Source organism: Microlunatus sp. GCM10028923, assembly GCF_042666975.1.
In the GTDB taxonomy this organism is placed as follows: domain Bacteria; phylum Actinomycetota; class Actinomycetes; order Propionibacteriales; family Propionibacteriaceae; genus Microlunatus.
This window is the reverse complement of record NZ_JBHTFF010000008.1, coordinates 235797-259945: the sequence shown is the minus strand read 5'-3', so window position 1 is coordinate 259945 and position 24149 is coordinate 235797. Positions and strand designations below refer to the sequence as shown.

28 protein-coding genes and 1 tRNA gene are annotated in these 24149 nt (G+C 69.8%); 19 read left to right on the top strand and 10 right to left on the bottom strand.

The annotated features are described in order from the left end of the window. The first annotated feature begins 53 nt into the window (after positions 1 to 53). Positions 54 to 221, top strand: coding sequence for a 50S ribosomal protein L33 (rpmG, locus tag ACFQU4_RS21260; protein ID WP_152362059.1), 168 nt, complete (start codon positions 54 to 56; stop codon positions 219 to 221). Continuing rightward, the gene (locus tag ACFQU4_RS21255) at positions 176 to 919 is read left to right on the top strand and encodes a sirohydrochlorin chelatase (protein ID WP_377495642.1); all 744 of its coding nucleotides are present in this window, start codon (positions 176 to 178) and stop codon (positions 917 to 919) included. The genes rpmG and ACFQU4_RS21255 overlap by 46 nt, the downstream gene beginning before the upstream one ends. 4 nt (positions 920 to 923) lie before the next feature. Here the strand turns inward: ACFQU4_RS21255 and ACFQU4_RS21250 are convergent, their stop codons facing one another. Together ACFQU4_RS21250 and ACFQU4_RS21245 are read right to left on the bottom strand one after the other, a co-directional pair. Then, positions 924 to 1670 carry a VOC family protein gene (locus tag ACFQU4_RS21250; protein ID WP_377495640.1) on the bottom strand — a complete coding sequence of 249 codons (747 nt, stop codon included), beginning with the start codon at positions 1668 to 1670 and terminating at the stop codon, positions 924 to 926. Positions 1671 to 1698: 28 nt separating this feature from the next. Next, the gene (locus tag ACFQU4_RS21245; protein ID WP_377495638.1) at positions 1699 to 2469 is read right to left on the bottom strand and encodes a FadR/GntR family transcriptional regulator; all 771 of its coding nucleotides are present in this window, start codon (positions 2467 to 2469) and stop codon (positions 1699 to 1701) included. Positions 2470 to 2555: 86 nt separating this feature from the next. Between ACFQU4_RS21245 and ACFQU4_RS21240 the strand changes: the two genes are divergently transcribed. Genes ACFQU4_RS21240 through treZ form a run of 4 tightly spaced genes read left to right on the top strand, consistent with a single transcriptional unit; the run spans position 2556 to position 6232 of the window. Next, on the top strand, positions 2556 to 2978 hold the full coding sequence (locus tag ACFQU4_RS21240; protein ID WP_377495636.1) for a MaoC family dehydratase N-terminal domain-containing protein: 423 nt from the start codon (positions 2556 to 2558) through the stop codon (positions 2976 to 2978). Next, entirely contained in the window at positions 2975 to 3388 is a 414-nt protein-coding gene (locus ACFQU4_RS21235; protein ID WP_377495634.1) for a MaoC/PaaZ C-terminal domain-containing protein, read from the top strand. The genes ACFQU4_RS21240 and ACFQU4_RS21235 overlap by 4 nt, the downstream gene beginning before the upstream one ends. Continuing rightward, positions 3378 to 4433 (top strand): UDP-N-acetylmuramate dehydrogenase, encoded by a 1056-nt coding sequence (locus ACFQU4_RS21230; RefSeq protein ID WP_377495632.1) that lies wholly within the window; start codon positions 3378 to 3380, stop codon positions 4431 to 4433. The genes ACFQU4_RS21235 and ACFQU4_RS21230 overlap by 11 nt, the downstream gene beginning before the upstream one ends. Next, positions 4430 to 6232 carry a malto-oligosyltrehalose trehalohydrolase gene (gene treZ / locus ACFQU4_RS21225; RefSeq protein ID WP_377495630.1) on the top strand — a complete coding sequence of 601 codons (1803 nt, stop codon included), beginning with the start codon at positions 4430 to 4432 and terminating at the stop codon, positions 6230 to 6232. Before ACFQU4_RS21230 ends, treZ begins: the two co-directional genes overlap by 4 nt. 15 nt (positions 6233 to 6247) lie before the next feature. Here the strand turns inward: treZ and ACFQU4_RS21220 are convergent, their stop codons facing one another. Beyond that, the gene (locus ACFQU4_RS21220; protein WP_377495628.1) at positions 6248 to 7171 is read right to left on the bottom strand and encodes an SDR family oxidoreductase; all 924 of its coding nucleotides are present in this window, start codon (positions 7169 to 7171) and stop codon (positions 6248 to 6250) included. A 302-nt stretch (positions 7172 to 7473) separates the two neighbouring features. On the opposite strand from ACFQU4_RS21220, the gene ACFQU4_RS21215 reads away from it, so the two are divergent. From ACFQU4_RS21215 to ACFQU4_RS21185, 7 genes are all read left to right on the top strand, one after another. Then, the gene (locus ACFQU4_RS21215; protein WP_377495626.1) at positions 7474 to 8742 is read left to right on the top strand and encodes an aminotransferase class I/II-fold pyridoxal phosphate-dependent enzyme; all 1269 of its coding nucleotides are present in this window, start codon (positions 7474 to 7476) and stop codon (positions 8740 to 8742) included. A 133-nt stretch (positions 8743 to 8875) separates the two neighbouring features. Beyond that, a tRNA-Trp gene (locus ACFQU4_RS21210) sits at positions 8876 to 8948 on the top strand. Between the two features lie 30 nt (positions 8949 to 8978). Next, positions 8979 to 9518, top strand: a complete 540-nt coding sequence (gene secE / locus ACFQU4_RS21205) for a preprotein translocase subunit SecE (protein ID WP_377495624.1) — start codon at positions 8979 to 8981, stop codon at positions 9516 to 9518. Positions 9519 to 9640: 122 nt separating this feature from the next. Further along, positions 9641 to 10552, top strand: a complete 912-nt coding sequence (nusG, locus tag ACFQU4_RS21200) for a transcription termination/antitermination protein NusG (RefSeq protein ID WP_377495784.1) — start codon at positions 9641 to 9643, stop codon at positions 10550 to 10552. A gap of 64 nt (positions 10553 to 10616) precedes the next feature. Then, complete coding sequence (rplK, locus tag ACFQU4_RS21195) at positions 10617 to 11048, top strand: 50S ribosomal protein L11 (RefSeq protein ID WP_179751335.1); 432 nt, start codon at positions 10617 to 10619, stop codon at positions 11046 to 11048. Between the two features lie 91 nt (positions 11049 to 11139). Next, positions 11140 to 11841, top strand: coding sequence for a 50S ribosomal protein L1 (rplA, locus tag ACFQU4_RS21190; RefSeq protein WP_377495622.1), 702 nt, complete (start codon positions 11140 to 11142; stop codon positions 11839 to 11841). Between the two features lie 174 nt (positions 11842 to 12015). After that, positions 12016 to 12495, top strand: a complete 480-nt coding sequence (locus ACFQU4_RS21185; RefSeq protein WP_377495620.1) for a ribonuclease H — start codon at positions 12016 to 12018, stop codon at positions 12493 to 12495. 24 nt (positions 12496 to 12519) lie between these two features. On the opposite strand, the gene ACFQU4_RS21180 is transcribed toward ACFQU4_RS21185, so the two are convergent. From ACFQU4_RS21180 to ACFQU4_RS21170, 3 genes are all read right to left on the bottom strand, one after another. Then, entirely contained in the window at positions 12520 to 12792 is a 273-nt protein-coding gene (locus tag ACFQU4_RS21180) for an acylphosphatase (protein ID WP_377495618.1), read from the bottom strand. A gap of 152 nt (positions 12793 to 12944) precedes the next feature. After that, on the bottom strand, positions 12945 to 14438 hold the full coding sequence (locus ACFQU4_RS21175; protein WP_377495616.1) for an FAD-dependent monooxygenase: 1494 nt from the start codon (positions 14436 to 14438) through the stop codon (positions 12945 to 12947). Positions 14439 to 14553: 115 nt separating this feature from the next. Then, on the bottom strand, positions 14554 to 15465 hold the full coding sequence (locus tag ACFQU4_RS21170) for an NlpC/P60 family protein (RefSeq protein ID WP_377495613.1): 912 nt from the start codon (positions 15463 to 15465) through the stop codon (positions 14554 to 14556). Positions 15466 to 15757: 292 nt separating this feature from the next. Between ACFQU4_RS21170 and ACFQU4_RS21165 the strand changes: the two genes are divergently transcribed. From ACFQU4_RS21165 to rplL, 4 genes are all read left to right on the top strand, one after another. After that, positions 15758 to 16651: an alpha/beta fold hydrolase gene (locus tag ACFQU4_RS21165; protein ID WP_377495611.1), complete on the top strand. Its 894-nt coding sequence runs from the start codon at positions 15758 to 15760 to the stop codon at positions 16649 to 16651. Next, the gene (locus ACFQU4_RS21160) at positions 16648 to 17214 is read left to right on the top strand and encodes a CGNR zinc finger domain-containing protein (protein WP_377495609.1); all 567 of its coding nucleotides are present in this window, start codon (positions 16648 to 16650) and stop codon (positions 17212 to 17214) included. Before ACFQU4_RS21165 ends, ACFQU4_RS21160 begins: the two co-directional genes overlap by 4 nt. A 264-nt stretch (positions 17215 to 17478) precedes the next feature. Next, positions 17479 to 18126 (top strand): 50S ribosomal protein L10, encoded by a 648-nt coding sequence (rplJ, locus tag ACFQU4_RS21155; RefSeq protein ID WP_377495781.1) that lies wholly within the window; start codon positions 17479 to 17481, stop codon positions 18124 to 18126. 15 nt (positions 18127 to 18141) lie between these two features. Next, positions 18142 to 18534: a 50S ribosomal protein L7/L12 gene (rplL, locus tag ACFQU4_RS21150; RefSeq protein ID WP_377495607.1), complete on the top strand. Its 393-nt coding sequence runs from the start codon at positions 18142 to 18144 to the stop codon at positions 18532 to 18534. A 67-nt stretch (positions 18535 to 18601) separates the two neighbouring features. On the opposite strand, the gene ACFQU4_RS21145 is transcribed toward rplL, so the two are convergent. Then, on the bottom strand, positions 18602 to 19903 hold the full coding sequence (locus ACFQU4_RS21145; RefSeq protein WP_377495605.1) for a DUF1479 domain-containing protein: 1302 nt from the start codon (positions 19901 to 19903) through the stop codon (positions 18602 to 18604). Positions 19904 to 20016: 113 nt separating this feature from the next. Between ACFQU4_RS21145 and ACFQU4_RS21140 the strand changes: the two genes are divergently transcribed. Further along, on the top strand, positions 20017 to 21138 hold the full coding sequence (locus ACFQU4_RS21140) for an ROK family protein (RefSeq protein ID WP_377495603.1): 1122 nt from the start codon (positions 20017 to 20019) through the stop codon (positions 21136 to 21138). A gap of 15 nt (positions 21139 to 21153) precedes the next feature. Here ACFQU4_RS21140 and ACFQU4_RS21135 read toward each other — a convergent pair whose 3' ends face one another. From ACFQU4_RS21135 to ACFQU4_RS21125, 3 genes are all read right to left on the bottom strand, one after another. After that, on the bottom strand, positions 21154 to 21606 hold the full coding sequence (locus ACFQU4_RS21135; RefSeq protein WP_377495601.1) for an SRPBCC domain-containing protein: 453 nt from the start codon (positions 21604 to 21606) through the stop codon (positions 21154 to 21156). Between the two features lie 95 nt (positions 21607 to 21701). Beyond that, on the bottom strand, positions 21702 to 22037 hold the full coding sequence (locus ACFQU4_RS21130; protein WP_377495599.1) for an ArsR/SmtB family transcription factor: 336 nt from the start codon (positions 22035 to 22037) through the stop codon (positions 21702 to 21704). Further along, positions 22034 to 22498 carry an SRPBCC domain-containing protein gene (locus ACFQU4_RS21125; protein ID WP_377495596.1) on the bottom strand — a complete coding sequence of 155 codons (465 nt, stop codon included), beginning with the start codon at positions 22496 to 22498 and terminating at the stop codon, positions 22034 to 22036. Before ACFQU4_RS21125 ends, ACFQU4_RS21130 begins: the two co-directional genes overlap by 4 nt. Positions 22499 to 22657: 159 nt before the next feature. Between ACFQU4_RS21125 and ACFQU4_RS21120 the strand changes: the two genes are divergently transcribed. Then, positions 22658 to 24124 carry an arylsulfatase gene (locus ACFQU4_RS21120; RefSeq protein WP_377495593.1) on the top strand — a complete coding sequence of 489 codons (1467 nt, stop codon included), beginning with the start codon at positions 22658 to 22660 and terminating at the stop codon, positions 24122 to 24124. Positions 24125 to 24149: the final 25 nt, after the last annotated feature.

The following is a 24149-nucleotide window of genomic DNA, read 5'->3' as shown; positions in this document are numbered from 1 at the left end:
AAGGTCCACTGGTAAGTACGCAAGCGCCTGCACCAGGCGAAAGTGAGGATGTCATGGCCAAGAGCTCCGACGTGCGGCCGAAGATCACGCTCGCCTGCACCGAGTGCAAAGAGCGCAACTACCTGACCAAGAAGAACAAGCGGAACGATCCGGACCGGCTCGAGCTGAAGAAGTTTTGCCCGCGCTGCCGGACGCATCAGCCGCACCGCGAGACCCGCTGAGTTCACCCATTCCGTCGGTCCCGCTGATCCTGGTTGCCCACGGCAGCCGGCATCCCGGTGTGTCCGCGGCGTTGGATCAGCTGGCGGCCGCGGTCGCCGCTGAGGCCGGTCCCGAGCGGATCGACATCAGCACCGCCTTTCTTGATCTCACCGAGCCCGACCTGGGTACGGTCACTGCTGCCCTCGCGGCCGCCGGTCATCGGCGCGCCGTCGTCCTGCCGCTGCTGTTCACCCAGGCCTTCCATGCCCGGGTCGACCTGCCCGAGACCGTACGCAAGGCCGCGCAGGACACCGGGCTCGAGCTCGTCACCGCCGACATCCTCGGCACCGGCGGCGACATCGAAGCCATCCTGGTCGATGCCCTGACCGATGCCGAGGTCGATGCCGAATCGGTCGTGCTGCTCTACGCCGTCGGCTCGTCGGACCCCGACGCCAACGCCGCCGTGATGGCCCTCGCCTCCCGGCTCGGCGGCCATCGGGCCAGCTGGGACTTCGCCGCCTTCGCCACCTGTGACCCGCGCGCCGACGAGCAGCTGGGCCGGGTCGAGCGGCTCACCGTGCTGCCCCTGTTCGTGTCACCGGGCCTGTTGCTGAACCAGCTCGAGACCGCCGCGGCCGACCACGACGTCCGGATCCTGCCGCCGCTCGGCACCCGGCTGGCGCCGGTGGTCCACGCCCGTTATTGGGCCGCGCGCTGACGCCCTAGGCCCGGCGGGCCAGCCGTCCGGTCAGCGGATTGCGGGCCGTGACGCAGTAGCGACGGCCGGCCGGATCGGCCAGCGTGATCCAGTGCGGGCCGTCGGCCAGCCGACTGGCTCCGAGCTGCTGATGCCGGGTCGCCTCCGCCTCGCGGTCGGCACAGGCCAGATCGAGATGTGCCCGGACCGGGCTGTCGGCCGGGTCGCCGGTGCGTTGCAGCAGGATCCGCAGCGGCAGTTCCTCCGGTCGGGCCAGGTAGCCGAACTCCGGCCTCGACCCCGGTCGGTGGGCCCAGCCGGTCAGCTCCGACCAGAATGCGGCCTCGGTGTCGTACCGCTCGGCCGGGATGTCGAGACACAGCTGGTCGACCAGCGACCCCGGCCGCCCGTACGGCAGCGACCGGAACCGCTCGCCGTGATGGGTGACCAGGCAGAACGGGAACCCGCCCGGCGAGGTCGCGACGGTCAGGCCCGGCTCGCGGAAGCTGATCGTCGCCCCGAGTTCCACCGCCCGGTCGCCGGCCCGGCCGATGTCGGCGACGTGCAGATCGAGGTGGTTGGCCGGCTCGGTGGTCTCGGTCAGCTGGACCCGCAGATAGGAGTCGCCGTCCGGCGGCACCAGGGTGGCGAACTGCCCGCGATCGCCGCGGTAGGCCGACAACCCGGACCCGGTGACCCGCTGCCAGAACCGGACGACCTCGCCGAAGGTCTCGGCCGGACCGTCGAGGAAGGCGGTCAGCCAGGCGATCATGACGTCCCCTGTTGGTCGACGGGCGCGGTCAGTCGACGGGTGCGGTCGGGTGGCTGTGGACGAAGTCCTCGACGGTGAGCAGGTGATAGCCCATCTGCAGCCGGGCCCGGTCCGGGTCGTGGTGCTCGAGCGCCTGCCAGATCGCCCGGTGCTCCCGGTGCGCCCGGCTGATCTGCCCCTCGCTGTGCAGGCCCATCCAGACCCGCGCCCGGGCGGTCCGGCTGGCCAGCGCCTCGATCAGGGCGGCCAGCGTCGAATTGCCCGAACTGCGCGCGATCACGCTGTGGAACCGGATGTCGGCCTCGACGAACGCCTCGTGGTGATCACCGGACCCGACGACCAGCGGCTCGACCGCGTCCAGGATCGACCGGGCCTCGGCCAGCGCAGCCTCGTCGATCCGGATCGCCGCCCGGCCCGCCGACTCGGTCTCCAGGATCCGCCGTACGGCATGGGCGTCGGCCCGGTGTTCGGGCGTCTGCAGGTCGACCATGAAGCTCATCGGCGCCAGCAGCAGGGACGAGTCGAGCGAGGTCACGTAGGTGCCGTCACCCTGCCTGGTCTCCAGGACGCCCATGATGCACAGGGCGCGGACGCCCTCCCGCAGCGATCCGCGGGAGACCCCGAGGTGGGCGGCGAGGTCCTTCTCGACCGGCAGCCGCGAACCGGCCGTCAGCTCGCCGGTGGTGATCATCTGCTTGATGCCGTTCAGGACGACGTCGGTCTGGGAGGCTCTGGGCGGCTCCGCAGCCGCACTGCCCGCCGCTGCGTTGCCCGGGCCCGCCGCCGACTCGATGCTCATCTGACACATTATGGTCGATTCACCAGTCCCGATGATCGCGCGGTCGGCTTCGCTCCCGCCAGCCAGGATCGGTTAGCGTGTGGCGCGTGCCCATCTCCAGCGACCACGCCGGCCGGACCTATCCGCCGACCGCGCCGTACGAGGTGTCCGCGGCCAAGATCGGCGAGTTCGCCGCGGCGCTCGGAGACGCTCATCCCGCCTATGCCGGACCGGACCCGATCGCACCGCCGACCTTCGTCACGGTCGTCGTACAGCCGGCCTGGCAGGCCATGTTCGACGATCCCGATCTCGGCATCGCGCTGCACCGGATCGTGCACGCCGAGCAGCGGTTCAGCTATCAGCGGCCGCTCCGGCCCGGTGACCAGGTGACCGTGGCGCTGACCCTCGACCAGGTACGGAATCGGGACACGGCCGACTTCATCACGGCGTCGGCCCGGGTGGAGACCGTCGAGGGTGAACACATCTGCACCGGCACCGCGGTGTTCGTCCACAACAAGGTGGCCGCATGATCACTCCGGTCGAGGTCGGCACCGAGTTGGAACCGCTGACCGTACGGTTCACCCGGGAGACCCTGGTCCGCTACGCCGGCGCGTCCACGGACTTCAACCCGATCCACTTCTCCGAGCGGTCCGCGACCGCGATCGGTCTGCCCGGCGTGGTCGCGCACGGGCTGCTCACGATGGGCGCCGCGCTGCGCCTGGTCACCGACTGGGCCGGCGACCCGGCCAAGATCGACAACTACCGGGTACGGTTCACGAACCCGATCGTGGTCCCGGACGACGCGGACGGCGCGACCATGATCGTTTCCGGCCGGGTCACCGGCGTCGACGGTGATCGGGTGACGATCCAGCTGGACGCGGTCTGCGACGGCGTCAAGGTGCTCGGAGCAGCGAAGGTGGAAGTTGATCTTGGGCGTTGATCTGACGGCCGCCGATGCGGTGAGCACCTCCCTGGCCGACCACACCACGTTCCGGGTCGGCGGCCGGGCCCGTGATCTCGTCGTGGCCACCAGCGAGGCCGAGCTGGTCGAGACGATCACCCGGCTGGACCGGGCCGGCACCGAGGTCCTGGTGCTCGGCGGCGGCTCCAACCTGCTGATCGGCGATGACGACTTCGACGGCACGGTGATCAAGATCGCCACCCGCGGCGTCGTGGTCGACGACGCCGGCTGCGGCGGCGCCGTGGTCCGGGTCGCCGCCGGCGAGAACTGGGATTCGTTCGTGGCCACCGCCGTCGAGCGGGAATGGTCCGGCATCGAGGCCCTGGCCGGGATTCCGGGCCTGGTCGGCGCCACCCCGATCCAGAACGTCGGTGCCTACGGCGCCGAGGTCAGCCAGGTGATCGCCAGCGTCGAGACGATCGACCGGAGCACCGGACAGCGGGCCCGGTTCGCCGCCGCCGACTGCGGCTTCGGCTACCGGCACTCGCGGTTCAAGGCCGAGCCCGGGCGCTACCTGGTGCTGGCCGTGACCTTCCAACTGCCGCAGGGTTCCCTGTCGGCCCCGATCCGCTACGCCGAGCTGGCCCGGACCCTGGACGTGGCGCCGGGGGACCGGGTGCCGGCGGCGGCGGTCCGGGAGGCGGTGCTCGGGCTCCGGGCCGGCAAGGGGATGGTGCTGGACCCCGATGATCATGACAGCTGGAGCGCCGGGTCCTTCTTCACCAACCCGGTGCTGACCGCCGAGCAGGCGGACCTGCTGCCGGGCGACGCGCCCCGGTTCCCGGCGCCGGACGACAAGATCAAGACCAGCGCCGCCTGGCTGATCGATCATGCCGGCTTCGGCAAGGGGTACGGCCGGCCGCCGGCCACGCTGTCCACCAAGCATGTGCTGGCGCTGACCAACCGCGGCGGCGCCACCGCGGCGGACCTGATCGAGTTGGCCCGGGAGGTGCGGGCCGGCGTCCGCTCGACGTACGGGATCGAGCTGGTGCCCGAGCCGGTGCTGGTCGGATGCACCCTGTGAGTCCCGCGGTCGCGCCGGGAGTGGTCCCGGCTCCGGTGACGGCTGCGTCGGCGACTCCGCCGACCGGAGCGGTCTGGGCACCGCACCCGAACCGGGTCCGCCTGGTCCTGAACGACGCCGAGCACCCGATGGAGCCCGGCCCGGGCGGCTGGTGGGTGCCGCCGGCCGGGATCACGGTCGGCCACGACGACGACTACGGCTTCCGGCTGGACGACGAGGACACCGCGCTGCCCGACCCGCGGTCGCGCCGGCAACCAGACGGCGTGCACCAGGCGTCCCGGGGCTTCGACCCGAGCCGCTACCCCTGGGCGGACCAGGCCTGGACCGGCCGACAGCTGGCCGGCGGCATCGTCTACGAACTGCATGTCGGCACCTTCACCGCGGCCGGCACGCTGGACGCCGCGATCGAGCGGCTCGATCACCTGGTCGAGCTCGGCATCGACCTGGTCGAGCTGATGCCGGTGAACGGCTTCAACGGCACCCACAACTGGGGCTACGACGGGGTCGCCTGGTTCACCGTGCAGGAGGACTACGGCGGCCCGGAGGCGTACCAACGGTTCGTCGACGCCTGCCACCGGCGCGGCCTCGGCGTGATCCAGGACGTCGTGTACAACCATCTCGGCCCGAGCGGGAACTACCTGCCGCGGTACGGCCCCTACCTCGATCAGGGCCGGGCCAACAGCTGGGGCGAGTCGGTCAACCTGGACGGGCCGGGCTCCGACGAGGTGCGCCGGTACATCATCGACAACGCCCTGATGTGGCTGCGCGACTACCACGTGGACGGGCTGCGGCTGGATGCCGTGCACGCGCTCCGGGACACCCGGGCGACCCATCTGCTGCAGGAGCTGGCGATCGAGGTGGATGCCCTGAGCGCCTACCTCGGCCGGCCGCTCAGCCTGATCGCCGAGTCTGATCTCAATGATCCCCGGTTGATCACCGCGCGCGAGGCCGGCGGCTTCGGCCTGGACGGCCAGTGGAGCGACGACTTCCACCACGCCCTGTACGTGAACCTGACCGGGGACACCTCCGGCTACTACGCCGACTTCGGTTCGCCGAGCGCCCTGGCCAAGGTGTTCACGGCCGGCTTCTTCCACGACGGGACGCCGTCGTCGTTCCGCGGTCGCGGGCACGGCCGGCCGTTCGACGTGCACCGGACCCCGGCCTGGCGGCTGGTGGTCTGCTCGGACAACCATGATCAGATCGGCAACCGGGCCGACGGCGCCCGGCTGTCCGGCCGGCTCGACCAGCGGCAGCTGGAGCTGATGGCGCTGGTCACGCTGCTCGGGCCCTTCACCCCGATGATCTTCATGGGCGAGGAATGGGGCGCCCGGACTCCGTGGCAGTACTTCACCAGTCACCCCGAGCCCGAACTCGCCGAGGCGGTCGCGAAGGGCCGGATCGCCGAGTTCGCCGCCATGGCCTGGGATGTCGCCCTGGTCCCCGACCCGCAGGACCCGGAGACCTTCCACCGGTCCAAGCTCGACTGGTCGGAGCAGAACCAGCCGGAGCAGGCCACCCTGCTCAACCGCTACCGGGAGTTGATCATGCTCCGCCGGAGCCGTCCCGAGTTCACCGATCCGCGGCTGGACCGGGTGCTGGCCGAGGCCGACGACGAGCACGGCACCCTGCAGCTCCGACGGGACCGGCTGCTGATCGTGATCAACTTCTCCGATCGCGAGGCGGACGTGGCCACCGGGCCGGTCGGCGAACCGCTGCTCACGGTCGGCGACGCGGTACCGGGCGATGACACGCTACGGCTCGGCCGGCACAGCGCGGCGGTCGTCGAGCGGCGACGCTAGCCGGCCAGCACCGACTCAGAGGGCATAGTCCTCCCGGGTCGGTCGGCGGTCGCTGAGGAGATCCCAGGCAAGGCGTCCGTGGCCGGGCTGGGTTCCGTTCAGGTCGGTGAAGCCGTACGCGCCGGCCAGGTCCTCGGTCTTCACGGCGCGACCGTTCCAGCGGGACGGGTCGGGGTCCGCGGCCAGGGCGGCGACGGCACGGCCGGTGTATCTGGGTGTCTGTGACGCGAGCCAGTTCGCCGGCCGGTGCTCCGGGTCGTCCCAGTACCAGTCCTGCCAGTTGTCCTCGGTGACACCGTGCCGGTCCAGCATCGCCTCCGACCGCAGCCAGCCCGGCGAGATCGCGACCCCGGTGACGCCGTGCGGCCCGAGCTCCTCCGCATACCCCAGTGCCAGTCGCATCGCCGTCTTCTTCGGCAGGTCGTAGAAGAGATGATCATGGTAGAGATCGGGCTGTCCGTCGGTGATCTCGACGATCAGTCCGCCGCCACGGGTGATCATCCGCGGCGCCGCGTGCCAGCTGGCGATGATGTGGGTGTCCACCGCGTTGTGCAGGATCTCCAGCCCGGTCGGCAGGTCCTGCTCCCAGAACGGGCTGCCGAACGGCCCGAGCAGCGGGTCGCCGCCCCAGATGTCGTTCACCAGCACGTCCAGCCGGCCGTCCTGCTCCCGATCGATCCGGTCGAACAGTCCCGCGACCTCCTCGATCCGGTTGTGGTCGACCCGCACCGCGATGCCGGTGCCACCGGCCGCGGTGACCAGCTCGGCGGTCTCCTCGATCGTCTCCGGCCGGCCCATCGGCGACGGCTTGCCCCGGCTCGACCTGCCGGTGCAGTAGACGGTGGCGCCCGCTGCGCCCAGTTCGACGGCGATGCCGCGGCCGGCTCCGCGGGTGGCCCCGGTGACCAGCGCGACCTGTCCACTCAACCTTGAGTCCATCGCGCCACCGTACGAAAGGGCACTGACAATCCATCCGGCGTCCGACGGGCTTGACCGGCAACCGTGAACGAGGTTAGCCTTCCCTTACTCGCTGTAGAGAGCGGGTGCCGGCCGGGTGATGAGTACGACTCGGTGTTTCGGTGGCACTTCTTCCTTCGGGAGGAGCGCGTCGGTCGGTCGGCGCGGCCTGGTGCGGGGGGTCGCGCCGGGCCGCGCCAGGGCCGCAAAACGGGTGGTGCCGAGCCGATAGAATCGCGCACGCATCTACACCCCCAACGAAACCATGAGATGGAACCGCGGCCATGACCCTTACCGAGCTCGATCACGACGCCATCACCCGGCTGCACACCGAACAGCAGGCGGCCTATGCGGAACTGAAGGCGCGCGGGCTCAAGCTCGACCTCACCCGCGGTAAGCCGTCGGCCGAGCAGCTCGACCTGTCCAACGCGTTGCTGACGCTGCCGGGCGAGGACTACCGCGACGCGGCGGGCGTCGACTGCCGCAACTACGGCGGGATCGAGGGCGTCGCCGAGCTGCGCGCGATCTTCGCCGAACTGCTCGGCGTCCCGGTCGAGCAGCTGATCGCCGGCGACAACGCCAGCCTGGCGATCATGCACGACACGATCGCCTTCGCGCTGCTCAAGGGCTTCCCGGAGTCGGCCGGGCCGTGGGCCGGCGAGAAGATCAAGTTCATCTGCCCGGTGCCCGGCTACGACCGGCACTTCTCGATCTGCGAGCAGTACGGCATCGAGATGATCAACGTCGAGCTCGGCGAGCACGGACCCGATCTTGATCAAGTACGTGAGCTGGCCAAGGATCCTTCGGTACGGGGGATCTGGGCCGTTCCGACCTACGCCAACCCGAGCGGTTCGATCTACTCCGAGGAGGTCACCCGGGCGCTGGTCTCGATGGAGACGGCCGCCCCGGACTTCCGGATCTTCTGGGACAACGCGTACGCCTTCCATCACCTGACCGAGACCGACGTGCCGGTGCTCGACGTGCTCGGCCTGGCCGCCGAGGCCGGCAACCCGGACCGGGTGCTGATCTTCGCCTCCACGTCCAAGATCACCTTCGCCGGCGCCGGGGTCTCCTTCTTCGCGTCGTCGCCGGCCAACATCGCCTGGTACCTGGGCCTGCTGGGCAAGCGCACGATCGGCCCGAACAAGATCAACCAGCTGGCCCACGCCCGCTACCTCGGCAGCGCCGCCGGCGTCCGGGACCTGATGGCGAAGCACCGGGCGATCATCGCGCCGAAGTTCCAGCGGGCCGAGCAGATCCTGCACGACCGGCTGGACGGACACGGCGTGGCCACCTGGACCGAGCCGCAGGGCGGCTACTTCATCAGCCTGGACGTGGTCGACGGCACCGCGACCCGGGTGGTGCAGCTGGCCAAGGAGGCCGGCATCGTGATGACCGGGGCCGGCTCCGCGTTCCCGTACGGGAAGGATCCGCGGGACCGCAACATCCGGATCGCGCCGACGTTCCCGACCCTGGACGACGTGGAGCAGGCGATCGACGGTCTGGCGACCTGCGTCCTGCTGGCCGCCGCCGAGCAGCGGTTGGCCGGCTAGCCGGGAGGGGTGGCCGCCGGTTCGACTCCGGTCGCATCGCGCGGCTATACTCCTGCACTTGGTGGCATCGCCATTGGTTCGGCACGCCCGTCACGCCAGGCGGACGGTGTCGAGGCAGCGGAGAGGTCCCCGAAGGGCAATAGCTCAATTGGCAGAGCATCGGTCTCCAAAACCGAAGGTTGTGGGTTCGAGTCCCTCTTGCCCTGCGGAACGATCAGTAGCTGACGGAGGAAAGCGTGGCGGACGACAAGGACAAGGGCCCGGCGGACGAGCCGGACCTTTCCGCCGGCGACCCAGAGCGTCAGTCGGAGGAAGAAGCGCAGGCGGGCACCGAGTCCGAGCGGACCGAGGAGCCCACCGACGAGGAGTTGGCGGCTGAGGCTGAGGATTCGGCCGACGACTCCGATCCGGAGACGGGTGACGACGACTCGGGCGATGCCGACCAGGAGAAGGAACTGGTGTCGGTCGGCGCTTCCAGTAAGACGCAGAGCGAGGCCGGCCGGGCCGAGAGTGCGGCGTCCAGCGAGTCCAAGGGTCGGCAGAAGAAGACCGAGGCGACGCCGAAGCAGAACAAGGGCGACAACCGTCCGCGGCGCACCGGTCCGATCACCCTGATCAAGGAGTCGGTCGCCGAGCTGCGGAAGGTGGTCTATCCCACCGGTCCGCAGTTGTTGAACTACTTCATCGTCGTGTTGGTGTTCGTCTTGATCATCATCGGCATCGTCAGCCTGCTGGACCTCGGCTTCGGTTGGGTGATCTTCCGGATCTTCAGCTGACCGGCCTACGACGCACACAACCCCACGACAAAAACGGAGATAACGACGTGTCAGAGAACTTTTCAGCGCCGCGTTCCGCCGAGGACGACGAGCCGACCGGCTCGCTGCCCGGCGCGGAGCCGCTGGAGAGCGACGCGTCCGGACCCTCCGACGATGCGGCGCAGCCCAGCCAGGACAACGACGAGGACTACGGCCTCGCGCTGGAGACCGACCAGGCCCCGAACAACGACGACATCGCCATCGACCTCGGCGGCGAGGACTTCGGCCGTTCCGAGGAGGAGGACGAGGTCGGGATCAACCTCGACTTCGGCGGCGACGACAGCGCTCCGGCCGAGGACGAGGCCGGCCTGAACCTCGACTTCGGTGACACCGAGGAAGAGGAAGCCGAAGAAGAAGAGGACGAGGACGAGGAAGGCGGCCCGGACGCCGAGTCCGTCGCCCTGGAGTCCTTCCGTTCCGAACTGCGGTCCAAGATCGGCGACTGGTACGTGGTGCACACCTACTCCGGGATGGAGAACCGGGTGCTGCAGAACCTCGAGAACCGGGTGTCGTCGCTCAACATGGAGGACTTCATCTTCGAGGTGGTCGTACCCACCGAAGAGGTGACCGAGATCCGCAACGGCCAGCGCAAGCAGGTCAAGCGGACCGTTCTCCCCGGCTACGTCCTGGTCCGGATGGACCTGACCGACGAGTCCTGGTCGACCGTCCGGCACACGCCGTCGGTGACCGGCTTCGTCGGCCACTCCAACCAGCCGGTTCCGCTCAGCCTGGACGAGGTGGAGAAGATGCTCGCCCCGTCCGTGGTGGCAGCGGCCACGGCGACCAAGGAAGGGCCGGCCCGCAAGAAGAAGAAGGTCGAGGTGGCCGATTTCGAGGTCGGCGACTCGGTCATGGTGGTCGACGGCCCGTTCGCGGGAGTGCACGCGACGATCACCGAGATCAACGCCAACAGCCAGCGGCTGAAGGCCCTGGTCGAGATTCTCGGCCGGGAGACGCCGGTCGACCTGACCTTCGCTCAGATCCAGAAGGTCTGAGCCCAGAAGCCCCGGGCAAGCCCGCCCGGACCGTAAGCACGTACAACGAAGGACCCGAGAAGTCATGCCTCCTAAGAAGAAAGTCGCGGCGCTGGTCAAGGTCGCACTGCAGGCCGGTTCGGCCACCCCGGCGCCGCCGGTCGGCACCGCGCTGGGCCCGCACGGCATCAACATCATGGAGTTCTGCAAGGCGTACAACGCCGCGACGGAGTCCATGCGTGGCAACGTGATCCCGGCCGAGATCACCATCTACGAAGACCGCACCTTCAGCTTCATCACGAAGACCCCGCCGGCGGCGGAGTTGATCAAGAAGGCTGCGGGCGTCCAGAAGGGATCCGGCGTCCCGCACAAGGAGAAGGTCGGCAAGATCACGGCCGCTCAGGTGCGCGAGATCGCCACCACCAAGCTGCCCGACCTGAACGCCAACGACGTCGAGGCTGCGGCCAAGATCGTCGAGGGCACCGCCCGTTCGATGGGTGTCACGGTCGAGGGCTGACCCTCAGTCAGAGATTGTCTGGGAGGGCCTGCGCGGTCCGTACCAGAACTGGTCGATCAATCATGATCACGAATCGAAGGAAACCAGCAGAATGAAGCGCAGCAAGGCCTACGCCGGCTCGGCGAAGGCCATCGACAAGGACAAGCTCTACGGTCCGGACGACGCGATCAAGCTCGCCAAGGCGACCACGACGGTCAAGTTCGACGAGACCGTCGACGTCGCGATGCGGCTCGGCGTCGATCCGCGCAAGGCGGACCAGATGGTCCGCGGCACGGTCAACCTCCCCAACGGTACGGGCAAGACGGCACGGGTCCTCGTCTTCGCCACCGGGGACAAGGCCGAGGCCGCACTGGCCGCCGGCGCCGACGAGGTCGGCTCCGACGACCTGGTCGAGAAGGTGCAGGGTGGCTACCTGGACTTCGACGCCGTCGTCGCCACGCCGGACATGATGGGCAAGATCGGCCGGCTCGGCCGGGTGCTCGGCCCGCGCGGCCTGATGCCGAACCCGAAGACCGGCACGGTCACCGTCGACGTCGCCAAGGCGGTCACCGACATCAAGGGTGGCAAGATCGAGTTCCGGGTCGACCGGCACTCGAACCTCCACTTCATCATCGGCAAGGCGTCCTTCTCGCCCGAGCAGCTGAGCCAGAACTACTTCGCCGCTCTGGACGAGGTGCTGCGGCTCAAGCCGAGCAGCGCCAAGGGTCGCTACATCCGCAAGATCACGCTGTCCACCACGATGGGTCCGGGCATCGCCATCGATCCGAACCGGATCAAGCCCGAAGGCGAGTAACCCTCGGACAGACTCCAGCATCGACGCCGCCCGGCGGACCGAGCCTCGTGCCCGGCCGCCGGGCGTTGCCGCGTCCACCCCACGGACAAGTTCTCCTCCGCTGCGCTCCCCCGAACTTCCCCGCGGGGACCCCGGTGCGCCTGGAATGTCCGCGACATGTGCCAGGGTTGACCCGTGCCCACTCGCCAGCGCGGACCGCGCCCCGCCGACATGCCCGTACCGACCGATGCCCGCGAGGTCTTCACCGACGGCGCGTGCTCCGGGAACCCGGGACCGGGCGGCTGGGCCTGGGCGGTCGACGAGTCGCTGTGCGCGTCCGGGGCGGAGCCGATGACGACCAACCAGCGGATGGAGATCCAGGCCGCGCTCGAGGCGGTGACGACGCTCGACGGGCCGTTGGTCGTGGTCAGCGACTCGACGTACGTCGTGAACTGCTTCCGGGACCGGTGGTGGGCCGGTTGGCTCGCCCGCGGCTGGGTCAACTCGGCCAAGAAGCCGGTGGCCAACCGGGATCTCTGGGAACCCCTGATCGATGCGGTACGGACTCGGGGCGACATCGGCTTCCGCTGGGTCAAGGGCCACTCCGGCGACCGGCTGAACGACTACGTCGACCAGCTCGCCGTGGCCGCCACCCGCAGCCTCCAGCTCGGCTAGCGAGCGCGGAGCGTCGCGGGAGGGTCAGCCGATGGAGAAGGTCGGCGGTGCGACGGAGTCGTCGACCGGTCGGCTGACCTCGACCTGACGGACCCGGCCGGGCGCTCCCGGGCCGCGGAGCCATTCGAGCAGACGCTGGATCGCGGGTTCGTCGCCGTACGCCTCGACGTCCACGCTGCCGTCGGACAGGTTCACCGCGGAGCCGGTCAGGCCGAGCGCTCGGGCCCGGTCGGCGGTTCCGTACCGGAAGCCGACACCCTGGACCCGCCCGGTGACGCGGACCCGGATCGCTGCCATGGCTCCAGTCTCGCCCAACCGTGATGCGGCCGGGTCCGTGCCCCGTACCGCCGAACTCCGGCCCATCTCGTCGCACCGACCGGTCACTACAGCAGCGACACGCCGCCGAAACGCCTGCTTTTGTGCCCGGTCGGCGGGGTTGGGGGAGGGGGTTAGACGTGGGCGTTGCGTTTGGCGGCGGACTTGCGCTTGGCGGGGCCGCACCAGCGGGCCAGGGCGGCGCGGACCTCGCCGGCGTCCGGGCGGTCGCCGGCCCAGGCGATGTAGCCGTCCGGGCGGATCAGTCTGGCGGTCATGCCCCGTTCGGTGCCGGTGCCGAGGGTGACCCGGTCGCGCCAGGCCTCCATCGGGGCGTGGCTGGACTCGGGTGGCAGGATCAGCAGGAAGCGGCCGTTGCGGAGGGCGGCGTACACCCGGGTCGGGGCGCCGCCGACGGTCAGTGAGTCGTCGGGGGAGCGGGCTCCGGTCAGCCGGTGGGCGCCGAACGACCGTTGATAGTGCAGCCCGATCCCGGAGATCTGCTGGACGACCCGGTCCGGCACGTGGACCATCCGGCTGGCCGTCTCGAGCACCCAGTTGGCCCGTTGCCAGAACGGCGTCTCGGCGATCGCGAGCCGGAGCAGCGCGCCGCTGGACCGCAGCGCCGCCTTCCCGACCGGATGCCGTTCCGCGTGATAGCCGTCCAACTGCCGCGACGGCGCGTGGCCCTTGATCGCCGCGGCCAGTCGCCAGCCGAGGTTGGCGGCGTCCTGCAGGCCGACATTCATGCCGAGGCCGCCGGCCGGCGAATGGACATGGGCGGCGTCGCCGGCGAGGAAGACCCGGCCGACCCGGTAGCGCGGCACCTGCCGTTCGTCGCTGTGGAAGCGGGACAGCCAACGCGCCTCGGTGAGCCCGAAGTCGGTGCCACCGACCCGGATCAGGACGTCGCGGAGCTCCTCCAGCTCGACCGGCGCATCCTCGGGCAGCTGATGGTCCCGGTTCCAGGCGATCACCCGGTACCAGCCGTCGCCGAACGGGACCGCGAAGAAGAAGCCCGCCGAGCCGCGGTCGAAGCTGAGCTCCTGCTCCGGCGGATCGGACAGCCAGACGTCGGCCAGGATCACCGATGACACGACGTTCTTGCCGGGGAAGGGCAGCCGCAGCGCGCCGCGCACGGTGCTGTGGACGCCGTCGGCGCCGATCAGCCACCGGGCCCGATGGTTGGTGGTGACCCCGTTGCGGTCCAGCAGGTCCACCTCGACGCTGTTGGCGTCCTGGTGCAGGCCGGTCATCCGCAACCCGCGCCGGATGGTGGCGCCGAGCCGTACCGCGCGCCGGGTCAGCAGCCGTTCGGTCTCGTACTGCGGGGTGACGAGGAGGAACGGGAAGCGGCTCGGCAGGGTCGAGAGATCGACCACCAGCGACTCGAACAAGATCGACAACTGATCCACCTCGACCCCGGTGGCGACGAGTTGATCGGCGAGATCGCGGGCGTCCAGCAGCTCCAGGGTCCGCGCATGGACCGCGAAGGCCCGGGTCAGATTCGATTCCTCGTGTCGCTCTTCGACGACTGTGCAGTCGATGCCTTGACTGGCGAGATCGCCGGCCAGTAACAGTCCGGTGGGTCCTGCTCCGACGACGAGCACCTCTGTCTGGGCCATCATCGATCCCTTCCTCGCAGTTTGTTCGACATTACCTGGGATCGATCGGCAGAGATAGCGGACCGGCCCGGGGAAGTCGATTCCCCGGGCCGGTCGTTTGTTCGCTGGAACAGTCCGCTCAGTAGCGGCGAGCTCCCTGGTACGGCATGTAGCTCATCTTGATGTAGCCCACCGGCTTCCCCGGCCGGGAGGCGTGCAGCACCTTGCCGTTGCCGGCGTAGATGCCGACGTGGCTGATGCCGGAGTAGAAGAAGACGAGGTCGCCCTTCTTCAGGTCCGACTTCTTGATCTTCTTGCCCTTGCGGAACTGGCCGCCGGCCGAGTGCGGCAGCTTGATGCCGGCCTTGCGCCAGGCAGCCTGGGTCAGCCCGGAGCAGTCCCAGCTGCTGGGGCCGTCGCCACCGTAGGAGTAGCGGTCGCCGACCTGCTTCCTCGCGTACGCGAGCGCGACCGCGCCCTTCGAGCCACTGCTGGACGAGCTGGACTTCTTTTTCTTCTTCGGCTTGCTGGTCTTGATCTTCACCGCGGCGCCGGCCTGGAGCGCCCGCCAGACACCGGAGGTCGCCTTGCCGGAGGCCTTCCAGCCCTGCGAACGCTGCACCGACTTCACGGCGTCCCGGGTGATCGGGCCGAAGTAGCCGGTCGCCGGCACCTTGCGCCCGGAGGCGGTCAGCGCGGACTGCAGACGCTTCACGGACTTGCTCTCGTCGCCGTACCGCAGCGTCGGCTTGGAGCCGCGCGCCAGCAGAGCGACCCAGGTGGCCCGGTTCACGTGGCCGGTCTTCTTCAGCTTGACCTTGCCCTGGAACTTCTTGACCGCCTTGACCTCGGCGGCGGAGAACTTGCCGTTGGTCTTGATTCTCTTGTAGCCGGCCGACTTCAGCAGGCACTCGGCGGCCTTGGCGCTCTTGCCCTTGCTGCCCTTCTGCACGTGCCCGTACGACTTCAGGGCCGTGGTGCACTTGCCGGCGGCTTCGGCCGTCGTGGCCGATCCGATCCCGATCGTCAGGGCGAGTGCGAGGCTCGCCACCCCCGAGACCAGAATCTTTGCGATTCTTCGCATTCCTTGGCTCCCCTTCACGCCTCGGAATCGAGCGTTCGGGAACAGCCTGACAACATCGCCCCCGAGCGATCGATTCGCCGGCCTCCCCAGCCGACTTCCGGGACGTTATCAAGTCGAGATAAAAGAAATCAATCCGTGATCAGCGCCGGGAACTGAACCGCTGAAGTGCTCATGCAGAGTCTGGTAACCAGTAAAAGCGCCTAGTACGGTTACGTGGAGCGGCACGTCGTGGGATCCGAGCCGAAAAGGAGGCACAACGATGCGTACCGCCAAAACGAGACACCTCGATCGCGAATTCGACGGACGGAGATTGCACTATCGCGAGGCCGGCCGGCCGAGTTCGACGGCCGTACTGCTGCTGCACGGATCTCCCAGTTCCTCGTATTCGTTCCGCGAGGTGCTGCGGGTGCTGGGGGAGTACGCCTACACGGTGGCGCCCGATCTGCCTGGATTCGGGTTCTCGGATCCGCCGCCCCGGGAGGAATTCACCTTCGACCGGCTGGCCACGATGGTCGACGTCTTGCTCGAGGACCTGGGCGTCGAGCGGTACCTGCTCTACCTGACCGACTTCAGCACGCCGGTCGGCTATCTGCTGGCGCTGCGGCACCCGGACCGCGTGCTCGGCCTGGTGATCCAGAACGGCAACGCCCACGAGGCCGGGCTCGGTGCGGCCTGGGCCTCGGTCCGCCGGTTCTGGGCCGACCCCAGCGAGGCGAACCGGGCGGCGCTGCCGGAGTGGCTGAACTTCGAGGGCACCCGGGACACCTATCTCAGCGGTCTGCGGCCGGAGCTGCGGGAGCTTCATCCGGCCGAGTCGTGGCACCTGGACTGGGACCGGCTGTCCCGCCCCGGCTTCGTCGACCTGCACTTCCGGCTGTTCTGCGACTACCGGCAGCACGTCGCCCGCTTCGCCGAGATCGCGGACTATCACGCGACCTGGCAGCCGCCCGGGCTGGTGCTCTGGGGCCGGCACGATCCGTACTTCGACATCGCCGAGGTGCTGGCGTACCACCGGGCCCTGCCGGTGCTGGACGCGCACCTGTTCGATGCCGGTCACTTCCTGCTGGAGACGCACGCCGCCGAGGTGGCGCCGCTGCTCACCGGGTTCGTCGACGAGGTCCTCGGCCGGGCCGAGGCACGGGTGCTCCGGTGAAGACGGCGGTCCGCTGGACCGATGATCATTTCATCGCGGGTGACCTTGCCCTGGACTTCGCCAACACGGTGTTCCGGCGGCTCCCCGAGGTGGGTGCCGACCTGCTCGACAGCGGCGCGGCCCTGATCGGCTGGTACGTCCACGCCGGGTTGCTCGCATCGGCCGACGGCGCGGCGCGGCGCAGCGCCGCGGGACAGCTCGCGGCCGCGCGGCTGCTCCGGGACCGGCTCTGGGCGGTGCTGGAGGCCCAGCGGTCGGGTGCCGAGCTCCCGGCCGAGGCCCTGGCCGGGCTGCTGGCGTCGGCTCAGGCGGGCCCGGGCCGTGACCTGGTGGTGGCCGCGGACGGGACCGTCACCCCACGCACCGTCACCGGCGCCGGGGCGGCGATCGCCCTGCGAGCGGTCGGCCTGGCCCTGAGCCCGCCGGTGCGCCCGGTCCGCAGTTGTGATCGCTGCGGCTGGTACTTCCTGGACACCTCGCGCGGGCGGCGGCGGCGCTGGTGCAGCATGAAGACCTGCGGTAATCAGGCCAAGGTGGCCCGGTTTCGCGAGGCGCGCGGGTGACCCGGGCCGGCGGATTTGGTCCGGCCCGTGTGGCTCGCGTAATCTGAACGCTGCCGAAGACCGCTGGTTGATCCCAGGATCGCTAACGAACCCGTACCGACGGGTGGCCCGCGTAGGTGAAACGAGAAGCTCGACGTCCCGATCCTGAATCGTGGCCCAAGCCCCGTGTCGCCAACGCGCCGGGGTCTTTTTCATGTCCGGGACCTGCCGGTCGTCTTCGGAAACGCCACAGCGCGTGGCGTGAACGACGAAGTGGAGGAGACGATGGCGAGGCCGGACAAGGCAGCCGCGGTCGCGGAGTTGAAGGACAAGTTCACCAACTCCGCCGGTGCCGTGCTGACCGAGTACCGCGGACTCACCGTGGCGGAGCTGAAGCAATTGCGCCGCGCTCTCGGTGATGACGCTACCTACGCCGTGTCGAAGAACACGCTGACCAAGATCGCGGCCCGGGAAGCCGGTGTCGAGGGCGTCGAGGAACACCTCGCCGGCCCGACCGCGATCGCCTTCGTCAACGGTGACCCGGTCACCGTTGCCAAGGGTCTGCGTGACTTCGCCAAGGCGAACCCGCTTCTGGTGATCAAGGGTGGCGTGCTCGAGGGCAAGTTCCTCAGCGTCGACGAGGTCAAGAAGCTTGCTGACCTCGAGTCTCGCGAGGTCCTGCTCGCGAAGCTCGCCGGTGCCATGCAGGGAGCCCTGCAGAACGCCGTGTCCCTCTTCGCCGCACCGCTCTCGCAGGCGGCGCGCGCCGTCGCTGCGCTGGAGAAGGCGGCGACCGAGGACCCGTCCCTCATTGCGGGAGCCGGCACGCCGGCCGTCGCCGAGGGCGACCAGGAGCCCAGCAACGAAGAACTGGCGGCAGCACCCGCTGCAACTGAATCCGATGACGCAGCGCCCGCTGCCGAAGACAAGTAAGGAAGGACCGCCAACATGGCGAAGCTCAGCACCGAAGAGCTCCTGGACGCGTTCAAGGAGCTGACCCTGATCGAGCTCAGCGAGTTCGTGAAGCAGTTCGAGGACACCTTCAACGTGACCGCCGCCGCGCCGGTCGCCGTTGCCGCTGCGGCCCCGGCCGCTGCCGGTAGTGGCGGCGGTGACGAAGAGGCCGCGAGCGACGAGGTCGACGTGATCCTCGAGTCCGCCGGCGACAAGAAGATCCAGGTCATCAAGGAGGTGCGGACCCTCACCAGCCTCGGCCTGAAGGAGGCCAAGGATCTGGTCGAGGCCGCGCCGAAGCCGATCCTGGAGAAGGTCAACAAGGAGACCGCGGACAAGGCGAAGGAGGCCCTCGAGGCCGCCGGCGCCACCGTTTCTTACAAGTGATCTTCGGCTGAACCGCGAACAGCGGGCGGCGGGCCTCCGGGCTCGCCGCCCGCTGTTGCTGTTTCTGCTATTCGAGTCCCATGCCGCGCCGGCCGACCCGATTGAGGTCGTCCCGGGTGAACCGGCCGGACCAGTCCCGTTCGTAGTGCTCCGCCGGGAAGTCGCTCGGGCTCGCCCCGGTGTCGAACGCGGCCCGCACCTCGGCGGCGTACTGCTCATTGCGCGGGCACCACGGGGCCGCCGGGATGTACATGACATTGCCCCAGCCCTGTTGATCGGTGACCGGCGCGACGCTGTGGATGAGGTCGCAGTGCCACCACACCGAATCACCCGCGCGCACATCGGGAATGCCGCTGACCGCGCGCAGCAGCAATGCGTGCCAGCGCTCCAGGGCGGGGAAGACCTGGCCCGTCGTGACGCCGCACAGGTCGTCCGCCGGTACGTCGGACAGCAGCGGCCGCAACATCAGGTACGCCATCGCCTCGGGAATCGGCACCGTGTGCAGGACGCCCTGATCATGGTCCATGTCGGACAACGCGGTCCAGCCCTGGAAGGTACGGAACGCGGAGCACATGGTGCTGCCCGGGTACTGCGGGCCGGACGTCCGGTGGGCGGCGTCCCACGGGTCGTACTCCTCGACGTAGCCGTCGAAGAGGTGCCGGAACGCCCGTTGGTTGCCCTCGGTCATCCAGAGGTCGAGCGTGCCCGGGTCGAGATGGGTCCCGAGCCCGCCGGAGTTCGTGCCCGGCGGCCGGCGCCGGATCCGGTCGGGGTACAGCGAGTCGCGGCCGGGGTCGAACCACTGAACACCCTCGGACTCGCTGCGCCACTGGGCATTGAGAAAGGCCTGGACGGTCGCCATTCGGTCGCTCTGTCTCGCCTGCATCTGGGCCGGTGACCAGTAGATCGGATAGATCTCGGGCTTGGAACCGACGCTGCCGAAGAAGTCGTCGCCGGGCCCGCGGTAGTTCTCGAAGAACCGGTTCGACTCGACGTACTCGACGGTGGCGGCATCCCAGGCCAGGGCCTGCTCGCGAGGGAAGTGGCCGCGGACCACCAGACAGCCGCGGCGGTGCAGCCGGGCCAGCGCCTCGGCGGGCACCGTACCGGCCTCGATCTCGGCGTAGTCGATCACCGGCCAGATCTCCTCGCCGCGCCCGGCGGCCGCCTCGATCTCCTCGACCCGTTCCGTGATCCGGCGCTCGACGACGGCGAACACCTCCTCGACCGTACGGCCGGAGGCCTCGATCCGGGCTCGCAGGGCCGGCTTGAGCTCGGCGATCGCGGCCTTCAGGTCGGTCGGTGGCGACTCCCAGTGCGGCAGCCGGGGCAGGACGCCGGGCGCTTCGTTGCGGGTGGAGGCTGACATGACCCACGCTCCTCGATTTAGGTAGGACTCCTTATTTAAATCACGGTACGGCAGCGCCGAGGGTTTGGGCAAGAGTCCTTCCCAAACTGGCGCGGGCCTTCTAGGCTCGGCCCGTGACCCTGGCCAAACCGTCGCTGGGCCTGCTCCGGTCGTTGACCGACGAGCACGTCCTCAACGAGCTGGTGGCGGCCGACCGGCTGACCCGGGCCGAGCTGTCCGCCCGGACCGGGATCTCCAAGCCGACGATCGCCGAGAGTGTCCGGCGGCTGACCGACGAGGGCCTGTTGCGGGACACCGGCGAGCGGTCCACCGGCCGGGGCCGGGCCGGGTCCTACTTCGCGCTCGCCGACGGTCTCGGCTCGGCGCTCGCTGTCGAGGTCACCGCGGCCGCGATCGTGGCCGAACGGATCGAGGTCTCCGGGGAGACGGTAGGCCGGGCCGTCGAGGAGGTCCCGGCCGATCCGGAGCCGGCGGCGGTCGCCGCCGCCCTCGCTCGCGCCGCGGAACGAGCGATCGGGACCACCGGCCCGGCCCGGCTCGCGGCCGTCAGCGCGGCCGATCCCGTCGATCGCGGGACCGGCCGGCTGGTCGAGCTGCCCGATTCGCCCTTCCTGGTCGGCGAGCTTGATCCGCCGACGGTGCTCGCCCCGTACGTCTCCGGTCGGGTCACCGTCGACAACGACGTGCACTGGGCGGCTCGGGCCGAGCTCGAGGGCGGCGCCCCCGCCGACTTCGTCTATCTCTACCTCGGGGCCGGTCTCGGTGGGGCGATCGTCAGCGACGGTGCCGTCCGGCGGGGCGGTGCCGGCATCGCGGGCGAGGTGTCGCACGTGATCACCGCCGGGCCGGACGGCCGGGCGATGCCCTTCACCGAGGTGTTCGAGCGGCTCGCCCTGCATCGGCCCGGCTCGTCCGCGATCGATGTCCCCGAACTGCTCCGGCGGCTGGCCGGGGCCGGGGCTGGAGCTGAGCCGGCGGCGTCGGCCGACGCGGTGGTGGCGGCGGTCTGCGGTGTCCTGGTCACGATCATCTCGTTGACCGATCCGGAGGTGATCATCGTGGGAGGACCCTGGGGCACCGACGAACGCCTGCTCGGGCCGGTGGTCGAGCGGCTGAACGGCCAGCCTCGCCGGGCGGCGGTCCGGGCCGCGACGGCTGCCGCCGACACTCCGCTGACCGCGGTCCGCGCGTTCGCCCTGACGGCCTTGCGTCGCGAGGTGCTGGCCAGGCCCTGAGCGGGCGCGCGGCGGTCAGTGCCAGTTGCTGATCTTGATGTCGTGCGGCGCGGGCTCGCCGCTGCCCGTCTCCACCAGCTGTTTCAGACTGAGCAGGAACGTCGCCCATTTCGTACTGCAGTGATGCATGAACGGACCGGCCTCCCGCCAGTCGGTGTGGCTGAACAGGATGATCGTGAAGCCGTCCTCCTCGGCGAGGTCGAAATTGATCTTGGTGTCGATCCACTCGTCGGGCCCGCCGACGACCTGCCAGCCGACCCGGCGGCCCGGCTCGGCGTCGAGGACCCGGATGTCGAAGCCGGCCGGTGGCGGGGCGCCCTCGAAGCGGAACTCGATCACGCCGCCGGGCGCGGGATCTCCCTTGGTGTCCTTGGTCCACCAGCCGGCGAGGCCGTCGAGCGTGGTGAGGGCGCCGAAGATCTTGTCGGGGGTGGCGAGGGCGCCGACCCGATGCAGGATGTCGACCATGATGATCACTCTTTCTGTGGGTGGGTGCGCCCGGGTTGCGGGCGCGTGGGGTCCGCGCCGCGGCGGTTGCCGCGGCGTCGTGGGGTGATTCGGGGTCAGTCCTTGCTGCGCTCGATCGCCTCGGCGATCCGCTTGATCCGTTGCATCCGGGCGTCCCAGGCGTCGCCGACGCTGGCGAGCTGGGCGACGGCACGGGCGAGCCGGGCCTCGTCGACGGTGTAGCGGCGTTCCCGGCCGGCCGCGGTCGCGTGCACCAGGCCGACCCGGTCCAGCACGCCGAGGTGCTTGGCGACCGCCTGCCGGGTCACCGGAAGTTGATCACTCAGCGAGGTCGCGGTGCCGCCGCCGTCGGCCAGCAGCAGGTCCAGCAGGCGCCGCCGGGTCGGGTCGCCGACGGCGGACCAGAGCTCGTCGTCGATGGCGGTGCTCACGGCCGGGAGACCAGCCGGGGAGCGTAGGCGACGAGCCGGGGCAGGAAGTGGTCCCAGCCGTTGGCGTGGTCGAGGTGGGTCGCCTCGACCAGGTCCGGTTCCCAGCCCTGCTCCTGGAACCCGGTCTCGGAGAACCGCAGCAGGGTTCCGCCGTCGGCGGGGACCAGCTCGAAGGTGACCAGGAACGAGTTGCCCGGACCGGCCGGTACGCCCTCGTCGTGCACCCATCGGAACGCGAACCGGCGCGGCGGATCGGCCTCGACCACCGTGAGCGGAACGATCTTGGCGTCCGGGCCGGACGGGTCACCGAAGGTGACCGAGCCGACCGCGCCCGGTGTCGGGGAGACCTCGGCCTCGTCGGGCCACCATTCCCGCAGATGCTCGGGCGTGCTGATCACCTGGTACACGACCTCGGGTGACGCCTCGATCCGGATCTCCCGCTCGATGCTTTCGTACGTCATGGGACCGCTCCTCGTTCTCGCAACCTTTGGTTGCAGATGACTGTACGCGGGGATCCGGCCATGCGCAACTAACGGTTGCGGATCAGGTGATCTTGACAGGTTCCGGCGGCCCGTTTTCAATGGTCCGCGACCGTACCAATGCGCTTTATCACTCCCGGGGTGGTGATCCGGCTGACGACGAATCGGCCGAACGTTCTGCTCGTGATGGTCGACCAGTGGCGCGGGGATTCGCTCGGCGTGGCCGGGCACCCGGTGGTCCGGACGCCCTTCCTGGACGCGCTGGCCGCCTCCGGCGCCCGGTTCACCCGGGCCTACTCGGCCGCACCGACCTGCACGCCGGCGCGGGCCTCGCTGCTGACCGGGCAGCTCCCGGCGACCCACGGCCGGGTCGGCTACCAAGATCATGTTCCGTGGACCTACCCGGTGACGCTCGCCTCTGAACTCACCCGGCACGGGTATCAGACCCAGGCGGTCGGCAAGATGCACTTCTTCCCGGAGCGTTCCCAGCTGGGCTTCCAGAACGTGATCTTGCACAGCCCGCTCGGCATCGTCCGGTCGGCCCGGCAGCGGGGGATCGCTCCCGATCTTGTGGACGACTACCTGCCGTGGCTGCGGCAGCGGCTCGGCCGGGACGCCACGTTCCATGATCACGGACTGGACAGCAACTCGTGGGTGGCCCGGCCGTGGGACAAGCCCGAGTCGGTTCACCCGACGAACTTCGTCGCCGAGCAGTCGATCGACTTCCTGCGCCGGCGCGACCCTACGAAGCCGTTCTTCCTGTTCGCCTCGTTCAACGCGCCGCACCCGCCGTACGACCCGCCGGCGTGGGCCTTCGACCAGTACCTCGACGCCGCGGCGCCCGACCCGCCGGTCGGCGACTGGGCCGACCAGTTCGCGCCGGTGGCGATGCCGCACGATGCGCGGTCCTTCCACGGCCGGATCGCGCCGGACGATCTGCGCCGGGCCCGGGCCGGCTACTGGGGCCACATGTCGCACGTCGATCAGCAGCTCAACCGGCTCCTCGAGGAGCTCGTCCACTACGGGGTTCGCGACGACACGTACGTCTGCTTCGTGTCCGATCACGGCGAGATGCTCGGTGATCATCTGTTGTTCCGAAAGGGCTTCCCGTACGAGGGTTCGGCGCGGATCCCGATGCTGCTCAGCGGTCCCGGCCTTCCCGGCGGCGTCGTCGATGATCAACTGATCGAACTGCGCGACGTGATGCCCACCCTGCTCGACTGCGCCGGGCTGCCGATCCCGGAGGGGGTGGAGGGCCGCTCCTTCCTGCCGCTCGCCCGCGGCGAGCAGGTCGGCTGGCGGCCGCGGCTGCACGGCGAGCACACGATGCTCGGCCAGTCCTTCCAGTGGTTCACCGACGGCCGCGAGAAGTACGTCTGGCACAGCAGGGACGGCCACGAACAGCTGTTCGACCTGATCGCCGACCCGGAGGAGTGCTTCGATCTCGCCGGCCGGGCGGATCAGGCCGAGCGGCTGGCCCGCTGGCGGTCACTGCTGATCACCGAACTGGCCGGGCGCGAGGAGGGCTTCACCGACGGGCACCGGCTGATCCCCGGCCGCCCGGTCCGGGCCACCTTGACCTCGCCCCGGGCGCCGGTGCCCGCTTGACAGGCCGTGCCTGATTGACTGACCG

Bases quoted from the DNA above. Each gene is read 5' to 3' on its own strand.
- rplA (WP_377495622.1), top strand. From the start codon at position 11,140: ATGAAGCGCAGCAAGGCCTACGCCGGCTCGGCGAAGGCCATCGACAAG.
- ACFQU4_RS21175 (WP_377495616.1), bottom strand. From the start codon at position 14,438: ATGATGGCCCAGACAGAGGTGCTCGTCGTCGGAGCAGGACCCACCGGA.
- ACFQU4_RS21135 (WP_377495601.1), bottom strand. From the start codon at position 21,606: ATGGTCGACATCCTGCATCGGGTCGGCGCCCTCGCCACCCCCGACAAG.
- ACFQU4_RS21145 (WP_377495605.1), bottom strand. From the start codon at position 19,903: ATGTCAGCCTCCACCCGCAACGAAGCGCCCGGCGTCCTGCCCCGGCTG.
- rplL (WP_377495607.1), top strand. From the start codon at position 18,142: ATGGCGAAGCTCAGCACCGAAGAGCTCCTGGACGCGTTCAAGGAGCTG.
- ACFQU4_RS21215 (WP_377495626.1), top strand. From the start codon at position 7,474: ATGACCCTTACCGAGCTCGATCACGACGCCATCACCCGGCTGCACACC.
- rplJ (WP_377495781.1), top strand. From the start codon at position 17,479: ATGGCGAGGCCGGACAAGGCAGCCGCGGTCGCGGAGTTGAAGGACAAG.
- ACFQU4_RS21125 (WP_377495596.1), bottom strand. From the start codon at position 22,498: ATGACGTACGAAAGCATCGAGCGGGAGATCCGGATCGAGGCGTCACCC.
- ACFQU4_RS21235 (WP_377495634.1), top strand. From the start codon at position 2,975: ATGATCACTCCGGTCGAGGTCGGCACCGAGTTGGAACCGCTGACCGTA.
- ACFQU4_RS21250 (WP_377495640.1), bottom strand. From the start codon at position 1,670: ATGATCGCCTGGCTGACCGCCTTCCTCGACGGTCCGGCCGAGACCTTC.
- ACFQU4_RS21180 (WP_377495618.1), bottom strand. From the start codon at position 12,792: ATGGCAGCGATCCGGGTCCGCGTCACCGGGCGGGTCCAGGGTGTCGGC.
- ACFQU4_RS21165 (WP_377495611.1), top strand. From the start codon at position 15,758: ATGCGTACCGCCAAAACGAGACACCTCGATCGCGAATTCGACGGACGG.
- ACFQU4_RS21220 (WP_377495628.1), bottom strand. From the start codon at position 7,171: ATGGACTCAAGGTTGAGTGGACAGGTCGCGCTGGTCACCGGGGCCACC.
- ACFQU4_RS21245 (WP_377495638.1), bottom strand. From the start codon at position 2,469: ATGAGCATCGAGTCGGCGGCGGGCCCGGGCAACGCAGCGGCGGGCAGT.
- rpmG (WP_152362059.1), top strand. From the start codon at position 54: ATGGCCAAGAGCTCCGACGTGCGGCCGAAGATCACGCTCGCCTGCACC.
- rplK (WP_179751335.1), top strand. From the start codon at position 10,617: ATGCCTCCTAAGAAGAAAGTCGCGGCGCTGGTCAAGGTCGCACTGCAG.